We start from the raw sequence: 7,074 nt of genomic DNA, 5'->3' as shown, positions 1-7,074 counted from the left end.
GGCGGGCGAGGTGCGCGTGATCGCCGGCGCCTTCGGCGGCACGACCGGGCCGGCGCGGACCTTCACGCCGATCAACCTGTGGGACATGCGATTGAAGGCCGGCGCCTCGGTCACGCTCGACCTGCCCGACGGCCACAACAGCGCGCTGGTCGTGCTCGCGGGCCACGTCATCGTGGGCGGCACGCAGGCGGCGGGCGAGGCCGAGATGGTGCTGCTGTCGAACGACGGCAGTGGCGTCACGATCGACGCCGACGGTGAGGTGATGATCCTGGTCATGACCGGCCAGCCGATCGACGAGCCGATCGTGGGCTACGGCCCGTTCGTGATGAACAGCGAGGACGAGATCCGCGCCGCCGTCGCCGACTTCAACTCCGGCCGCTTCGGCCAGATGGCCAGCGTGCCCTGAGCGAGCCGGAGGCGCGCGGTCCCGAAGAAAATGAAAAGCTTCATCTCGAGCTCATGCGGACCGCGAGCGTCTCGCTCGCCCATCAGATCATGGGCGACGCTCGCGGTTCCGGAAAGTGGCGCTCGCTCGGGCAGAGCCTAACGCGCGGCGCCGCGGTCGCCTTCCAGTTCGCGGGGGCGGATATGGAGGAAGATCGCGAGCGCCAGCGCCATCAGGATCGCGACCAAGGCGAAGGCGGCGCCCCAGCCGAATGGCGACATGCCGCCCGCGAGGTCGAGCACCCAGCCGACGGCGAGCGGACCGGCGAAGCCGCCGGCGTAACCCAGCATCGAATGCACGGCGAGCGTGGCGCCGCGGCGCGCCGGATCGGCGGTGCCGGCCGCGCCCGCGGTCAGCGACGAGGAGTCGAGCCACACCACGAGGCCATAGACCAGCAGCAGCCCGACCGCGAGCCGGTAGGAGGCGGCGCCCGCGAAGGCGAGCGCCAGCGCGAGCGCGATCGACAGCAGCATCGCCGTCGCCACCAGCCGGCGGCGGCCGAAGCGGATCGCCGCCTCGTTGCCGGACACGCTGGCCGCCGTGCCGATCAGTCCGAGCGCGGTCACGACCACGGTCGGCGAGAGCAGGCCGTCGTCGGTGCCGGTGCGGGCCGCGACCCAGGCGAGGAAGGCGACGCCCCAGCCGCGCAGCGCGTTCATCTCCAGCGTGTGCACGCAGTAGGCCAGCGCATAGGCCATGGCCGAGCGGTTGGCGATCACCGGCCGGAAGTCGAACGGCGTTCCCGCCTTCGCGTCCGGTGCCGGCGCCCGCGCGGGCACCGCGAGCGCGACGGCCAGCCAGGCGATCGCCGCGGTGATGGCGGCGAACAGGAACGCCGCCTGCCAGCCCAGCGCCGACGCGATCGCATCGCCCAGCGCGAAGGAGAGCGCGCCCGAGATGCCGATGCTCGCGGCATGGCCGGTCACTGCGCGCGACATCAGCCTGGCGTCGATCTGGTCGGCGAGCAGCTTCAGCCCGGTCATGTAGGTGCCGGCCCAGCCCATGCCGGCGAGCGCGCGCGAGGCCAGCGCCGACCAGAAGCCTTGCGCGGCGAGACCGAACGCGAGATGCGCCAGCACCGTGCAGCCGACGCCGAACAGATAGACGCGCCTCGGATCGACCCGGTCGGTGAGCGTCACCAGCACCGGCACCGCCAGCATGTAGGCGGCATAGAAGGAGGAGGTGATCCAGCCCGCCTCGCTGTTGGTGAGCGACCAGCGCGCCATCATCTGCGGCAACAGCGCCGGCCAGAAGAAGGCGCCGATCTGCACGAACACCTGCGCGCCGCAGACGAGCACGACCAGCCGCGCCGGCGTGACGGCGGGTGCCGCGGCGGCCGCGCGGTCAGTCGGCATGGACCGCGGCGCCCGCCGGACGGCGCAGCAGGCAGAGCGCACCGCACGCCGCGAGGCTCAGCGCCGCCGACACGATCAGGACGCCGGCGCCCAAATGATCGATCAGGATCGCGAAGCCGAGCGGCGCCAGCGCCGACAGGAAGCGCGAGGGCATGCCGAGCAGGCCGAGGCGATAGCCGTAATTCTCCGCCCCGAACAGGGCGAGCGGCACGGTGCCGCGCGCGATGGTGATGATGCCGTTGCCCGAGCCGTGCAGCAGCGCGAACGCGCTCGACGCCGCGCCGCCGCCGGCCACGAGCAGCACGGCCGCGCCGACCGGATGGGTGAGGGTGGCGAGGCGGGCCGAGATCAGCGGATGCAGGCGCGCCAGCGGTCCCGCCTCAAGCAGCCGCGCCGCCACCTGGGCCGGCCCGATCAGCGCGCCGGCGGCGATGGCCTGGGCCGGTGACGCGCCCGCCGCTTCGAGGATGCGCGGGAAGTGCGCCGCCATGCCGGCCGTCACCACCCAGGCGGCGGCGAAGGCGAAGGCCAGCAGGATCATCGTGCGGTCGATCGGCACCTTCTCGTCGGCGGCCGTCGATCGCGTCCCGACGGCGGCCGCGGGGCGCGGCAGGCACCAGTAGTTGAGCGGCAGCCCGGCCAGCACATGCAGCGCCGCCCAGGCAAGGCAGGTCTCGCGCCAGCCGATCGTCGAAGCGCCCCAGGCGGTGAGCGGCCAGCCGACCGTGCTCGCGAAGCCCGCGATCAGGGTGATGCCGGTGATGGCGCCACGCGCGTGTGTGCCATAGATCCGGCCCAGCACGGCGAAGGCCGCGTCGTAGAGGCCGAGGCCCATGCCGAGGCCCAGCACCAGCCAGGCGAGCTGCAGCATCGCCAGCGACTGCGCGAGCTGCAGCAGCACCAGGCCAGTGGCGAACAGCAGGTTCGAGGCGGCCAGCACTCTGTTGCCGCCGCCGCGATCGATCATGCGGCCGACGCGCGGACCGACGACGGCCGAAAGGACGAGCGCCATCGAGAAGGTGCCGAACAGCCAGTCGGTCGACACGCCCGTGTCGCGCGCGATCCGGTCGGCGAGGATCGCCGGCAGGTAATAGGTCGACGCCCAGGCCAGCGTCTGCGTTGAGCCCAGCACGACGACGGTGAACAGCCGGCTCTTGCTCATGCAACGGCGATCATGGGATGTCGAACGGAGGAGGAAGACGCGCCACCGGAGCGGCGCTCATGGAGCGCAGCCGCAGCCTTGCTGGCCTTCGGCTTTGGCCTCGACGTCGGCGACGCAGCAGCCGCTCGCGGGATCGGGGGCAGGGCCGCCGCAGCAACCGGCCTCGGCCTCGCCGGTCGCGACGGGCGACGGCGCCGGACCCGAGCAGACGCCCGTCTCCGGCAGGCTGAGCTCGACCCGGGCGGCGGCATCATGGTCGCCCGCGATCTCGGCCACGATCGAGCGCACCTGCTCGTAGCCCGTCAGCATCAGGAAGGTGGGCGCGCGGCCGTAGCTCTTCGTGCCGGCGAAATACAAGCCGGGCTCGGGCTGCGCGAGCTCGCGCGCGCCGTGCGGCCGCACCGTGCCGCAACTGTGGATGTTGGGATCGATCAAGGGCGCCAGCGCCGGCGGGCATTCCACCGCGGGATCGAGCGCGAGCCGGACCTCGCGCAGGAAATCGAAGTCGGGCCGGAAACCCGTTGCCACAACGAGCTCATTCACCGTGACAGTGCGGCAGCAACTTCCCGCTCCCGTCGCCACGCGCAAGCGCGGGCCGTCGCTCGACAAATGCGCGACCTTGAAGCCGCTTTCGACGCGAATGCGGCCGCTCGCCACCAGTGCCGCAAAAGCCGCCCCGAGAGCGCCACGCGCGGCAAGCTTGTCGTTGGCGCCTCCGCCGAACGCCTTTTCGGGCGTGGTGCCGCGCAACAGCCAGACGATCTCCGTGCCGGGTGCTTCGTCCTTAAGCCGTGCAAGGTCGATCAAAGTTCCGATCGCGGAATGGCCAGCGCCCAGCACCGCCACCGATTTGCCAGCGTAGCGGGTGCGCTTCGCGCCAAGCACATCGGGCATGCCGTAGGCGATGCGCTCGCTCAGCGCCTCCTCGCCGATGGCCGGCAGTCCGTCGGCCCCGGCAGGATTGGGCGCGAACCAAGTGCCCGTCGCGTCGATCACTGCATCGGCCTTCAGCGCCTCCGGTCCCTTGCCGTTCTGGTAGCGGACCGTGAAGGGCTCGAGGGCACGACCATTGCTCTTCATCTTGTCGAAGCCCGTACGACCGACCGCGGTGACACGGCTGGAGAGCCGGATGCGGTCCTTCAGCGCCGTCCGGGCCGCGAGCGGCTCGAGGTACTGCGCTACCAACTCGGCGCCGGTCGGAAACTGGTGCGGCGCCGGCGAGTTCCAGCCGGCGGTCGTGAGCAGCCGCGCGGCCGCCCTGTCGATGTTGTATTCCCACGGCGAGAACATGCGTACATGGCCCCACTGGCGCACCGCGTGCGCGGCCCCGGGCCCGGCTTCGAGCACCACCGGCTCCAGGCCGCGCTCCAGCGCATGCGCCGCGGCGGCGAGGCCCACCGGACCCGCGCCGAGGATGGCGACGGTCTTCGGCTTGCCAGGTGAGTCGGGCATTTGCTCGCTCCTCTTCTACGCGGCCTTCGGCAGCTTGATCGGCGCCTTGGCGGGCGCGCAGCGCTTGCTCTCGGCGCAGCATTCCTCGACCAGGTATTCGAGCAGGCCGCGCATCAGCCCGTAGTTCGTACGGCAGATCAGCGTCGTGGCCTCGCGCGTCTGCGTCACCAGGCCGACGCCGACCAGCGCCTTGAGGTGATGCGATAGGGTGGAGGCGGCGATGTCGAGCCGGTCCTGCAGGCGGCCGACCGCCATGCCGTCCTCGCCGGCGCGCACCAGCGTGCGATAGATCTTGAGGCGGGTGGGGTTGCCCAGGGCTTCCAGACGGGCGGCGGCATCATCGAGCTTCATGGCGGAGAATGTAGGGCGGTCGCGATGCGAGTCAACGGTATTTCTGGAATATTCGAAATAACGATTGCCAGCTCGCGGTTCCCCGGCCGCCCTCACCGGCACGGTTCGGCGAGAGCCCCTTGCCAACGCCGACCGAAGGTCCCTCACTCCGTTCGGGATGACACGGTCTTTGGAACAACGATGACTGTCATCCCGAGCCGAAGGCGAGGGACCTGTGCGGCGACCTGGAAGCTCGCGGTTCCGGAGGGCGCCACGCTCCCTGCGCTCGGCGTGCAACCTTGGTCGGCCCTCGGGCGTTTCGATTGATCGGCGGGAGGAGACCAGCGGGAGATGGATGTCGTCCAGCAGACGGATTTCCTGGCGGGCGGGGGCGAGATGGGGGCGCTCATCCGGGCCAGGGACTGGTCGAGGACGCCCCTCGGTCCGGTCGAAGGATGGTCGCTCAGCCTGCGCATGATGGTCGGCTTCCTGCTGGCCAACCGCTTCCCGCTGCTGCTGTGGTGGGGCCCCGACTACATCTCGATCTACAACGATCCCTACCGCCCGGTGCTGGGCGCCAAGCATCCGTCGGCGCTCGGCCAGCCGGTGCGCGAGTGCTGGTCGGAGATATGGGACGTGCTGCAGCCCTTGATCGACACGCCGTTCCGGGGCGGCGCGGCGACCTGGATGGAGGACCTGCCGCTCGAGATCAACCGCCACGGCTTCGTCGAGGAGACCCACTTCACCGTGGCCTACAGCCCGGTTCCCGACGATACCGCACCGAACGGCATCGGCGGCGTGCTGGCGACCGTGCACGAAATCACCGAGAAGGTGGTGGGCGAGCGGCGGATCGCCGCACTGCGCGATCTCGGTGCGCGCACCGGCGAGGCCAGGACGGCCGAACAGGCCTGCGCGATCGCCGCCGAGGCGCTGGCCAGGCATCCCAGGGACGTGCCGTTCGCCCTCGTCTATCTGCTCGACGATGCGGGCAGCGAGGCGCGGCTCGCCGCGACCGTCGGCGTCGCGACGGGCGACCCGGTGGCGCCGCAAGTGATCGGCCTCGATCCCGACAGGACGCAAGCCGGGCCCTGGCCGTTCACGGAAGTGCTGCGCGGCGGGCAGGCCGTCACGATCGACGACCTCGCGCGGCGCTTCGAGAAAGTGCCGGCCGGTCCGTGGTCCGACCCGCCGTCGAGCGCCGTGGTGGTGCCGATCAGGTCGAATGTCGCGCACAGGCTCGCGGGCTTCCTGGTCGCCGGCGCAAGCCCGCGTCTCAGGCTCGACGAGCAGTACCTGAGCTTCTTCGATCTCGCGGCCGCGCAGGTCGCGACCGCGGTCGCCACCGCCCGCGCCCTCGAGCAGGAGCGCAGGCGCGCCGAGGCGCTGGCCGAGATCGACCGCGCCAAGACGATGTTCTTCTCCAACGTGAGCCACGAGTTCCGCACCCCGCTCACCCTGATGCTGGGTCCGCTGGAGGATGCGCTGGCGGGCGGCGATCTGCCGGTGATCGAGCGCCTGCGGCTCGAGCTCGCGCACCGCAATTCGCTGCGACTCTTGAAGCTCGTCAACTCGCTGCTCGATTTCTCGAGGCTCGAGGCGGGCCGCGCCCAGGCGTCGTACGAACCGGTCGATCTCGCGGTCCTCACCGACGAGCTGGCGAGCAACTTCCGCTCGGCCTGCGAGCGCGCCCGGCTCGCGCTCGCCGTCGATTGCTCGCCGCTTGGCCGGCCGGTCCATGTCGATCGCGACATGTGGGAGAAGATCGTCCTCAATCTTCTTTCCAACGCCTTCAAGTTCACCTTCGAGGGCGAGATCGTGGTCCGCCTGCGCGGCGTCGACGGCCACGCCGTGCTCACGGTGCGCGACACCGGCGTGGGCATCGTGGCCGACGAGCTGCCGCGCCTGTTCGAACGCTTCCATCGCATCGAGGGTCAGAGGAGCCGCACCTACGAGGGCAGCGGCATCGGGCTTGCCCTGGTCCACGAGCTGGTGAAGCTGCACGGCGGCACGATCGGCGTCGAGAGCGAGGAAGGCCGCGGCACGACCTTCACGGTCGCGCTCCCGTTCGGCACCGCGCATCTGCCGGCCGACCGTCTCGGCGCCGGGCGCGGCCTCGCCCCGACCTCGGTGCGCGCCGCGGCCTATGTCGAGGAGGCGCTGCGCTGGCTCGGTGACGAGCAGGCCGCCGCGCCGGACGGGACCGGCGTGATCGAGCAGCCGGCGGGCGAGGCGCGCGCGGCGCTGCCGGGGATGCCGGCTGGAATGCTGCCCGATGGCGCGCGCATCCTGCTGGCCGACGACAATGCCGACATGCGCGCCTATGTGCGCCG

6 protein-coding genes are annotated in these 7,074 nt (G+C 71.2%); 2 read left to right on the top strand and 4 right to left on the bottom strand.

Translation table 11 applies throughout. The features are described 5' to 3' along the window. Window positions 1–406: pirin family protein (locus tag VH499_RS24280; RefSeq protein WP_332055354.1), on the top strand; the 406-nt coding region annotated here is incomplete at its 5' end. A 137-nt stretch (window positions 407–543) separates the two neighbouring features. On the opposite strand, the gene VH499_RS24275 is transcribed toward VH499_RS24280, so the two are convergent. Genes VH499_RS24275 through VH499_RS24260 form a run of 4 tightly spaced genes read right to left on the bottom strand, consistent with a single transcriptional unit; the run spans window position 544 to window position 4,765 of the window. Beyond that, window positions 544–1,800 (bottom strand): MFS transporter, encoded by a 1,257-nt coding sequence (locus tag VH499_RS24275; protein ID WP_332055353.1) that lies wholly within the window; start codon window positions 1,798–1,800, stop codon window positions 544–546. Then, entirely contained in the window at window positions 1,790–2,962 is a 1,173-nt protein-coding gene (locus VH499_RS24270) for an MFS transporter (protein WP_332055352.1), read from the bottom strand. The genes VH499_RS24275 and VH499_RS24270 overlap by 11 nt, the downstream gene beginning before the upstream one ends. A 57-nt stretch (window positions 2,963–3,019) precedes the next feature. Continuing rightward, window positions 3,020–4,414 (bottom strand): NAD(P)-binding domain-containing protein, encoded by a 1,395-nt coding sequence (locus VH499_RS24265; RefSeq protein ID WP_332055351.1) that lies wholly within the window; start codon window positions 4,412–4,414, stop codon window positions 3,020–3,022. A gap of 15 nt (window positions 4,415–4,429) precedes the next feature. Beyond that, entirely contained in the window at window positions 4,430–4,765 is a 336-nt protein-coding gene (locus tag VH499_RS24260; RefSeq protein ID WP_332055350.1) for a metalloregulator ArsR/SmtB family transcription factor, read from the bottom strand. Between the two features lie 330 nt (window positions 4,766–5,095). Between VH499_RS24260 and VH499_RS24255 the strand changes: the two genes are divergently transcribed. After that, window positions 5,096–7,074: GAF domain-containing sensor histidine kinase (locus VH499_RS24255; protein WP_332055349.1), on the top strand; the 1,979-nt coding region annotated here is incomplete at its 3' end.

The sequence above is a fragment of the Reyranella sp. genome (genome assembly GCF_036558665.1).
Taxonomy (GTDB): domain Bacteria; phylum Pseudomonadota; class Alphaproteobacteria; order Reyranellales; family Reyranellaceae; genus Reyranella.
Note: the sequence above shows the minus strand (reverse complement) of the source record. Positions and strands in the feature narration are given on the sequence as shown.

Coding starts and splice junctions, on each gene's coding strand:
- VH499_RS24265 (WP_332055351.1), bottom strand. CDS start 4,414: ATGCCCGACTCACCTGGCAAGCCGAAGACCGTCGCCATCCTCGGCGCG.
- VH499_RS24270 (WP_332055352.1), bottom strand. CDS start 2,962: ATGAGCAAGAGCCGGCTGTTCACCGTCGTCGTGCTGGGCTCAACGCAG.
- VH499_RS24260 (WP_332055350.1), bottom strand. CDS start 4,765: ATGAAGCTCGATGATGCCGCCGCCCGTCTGGAAGCCCTGGGCAACCCC.
- VH499_RS24275 (WP_332055353.1), bottom strand. CDS start 1,800: ATGCCGACTGACCGCGCGGCCGCCGCGGCACCCGCCGTCACGCCGGCG.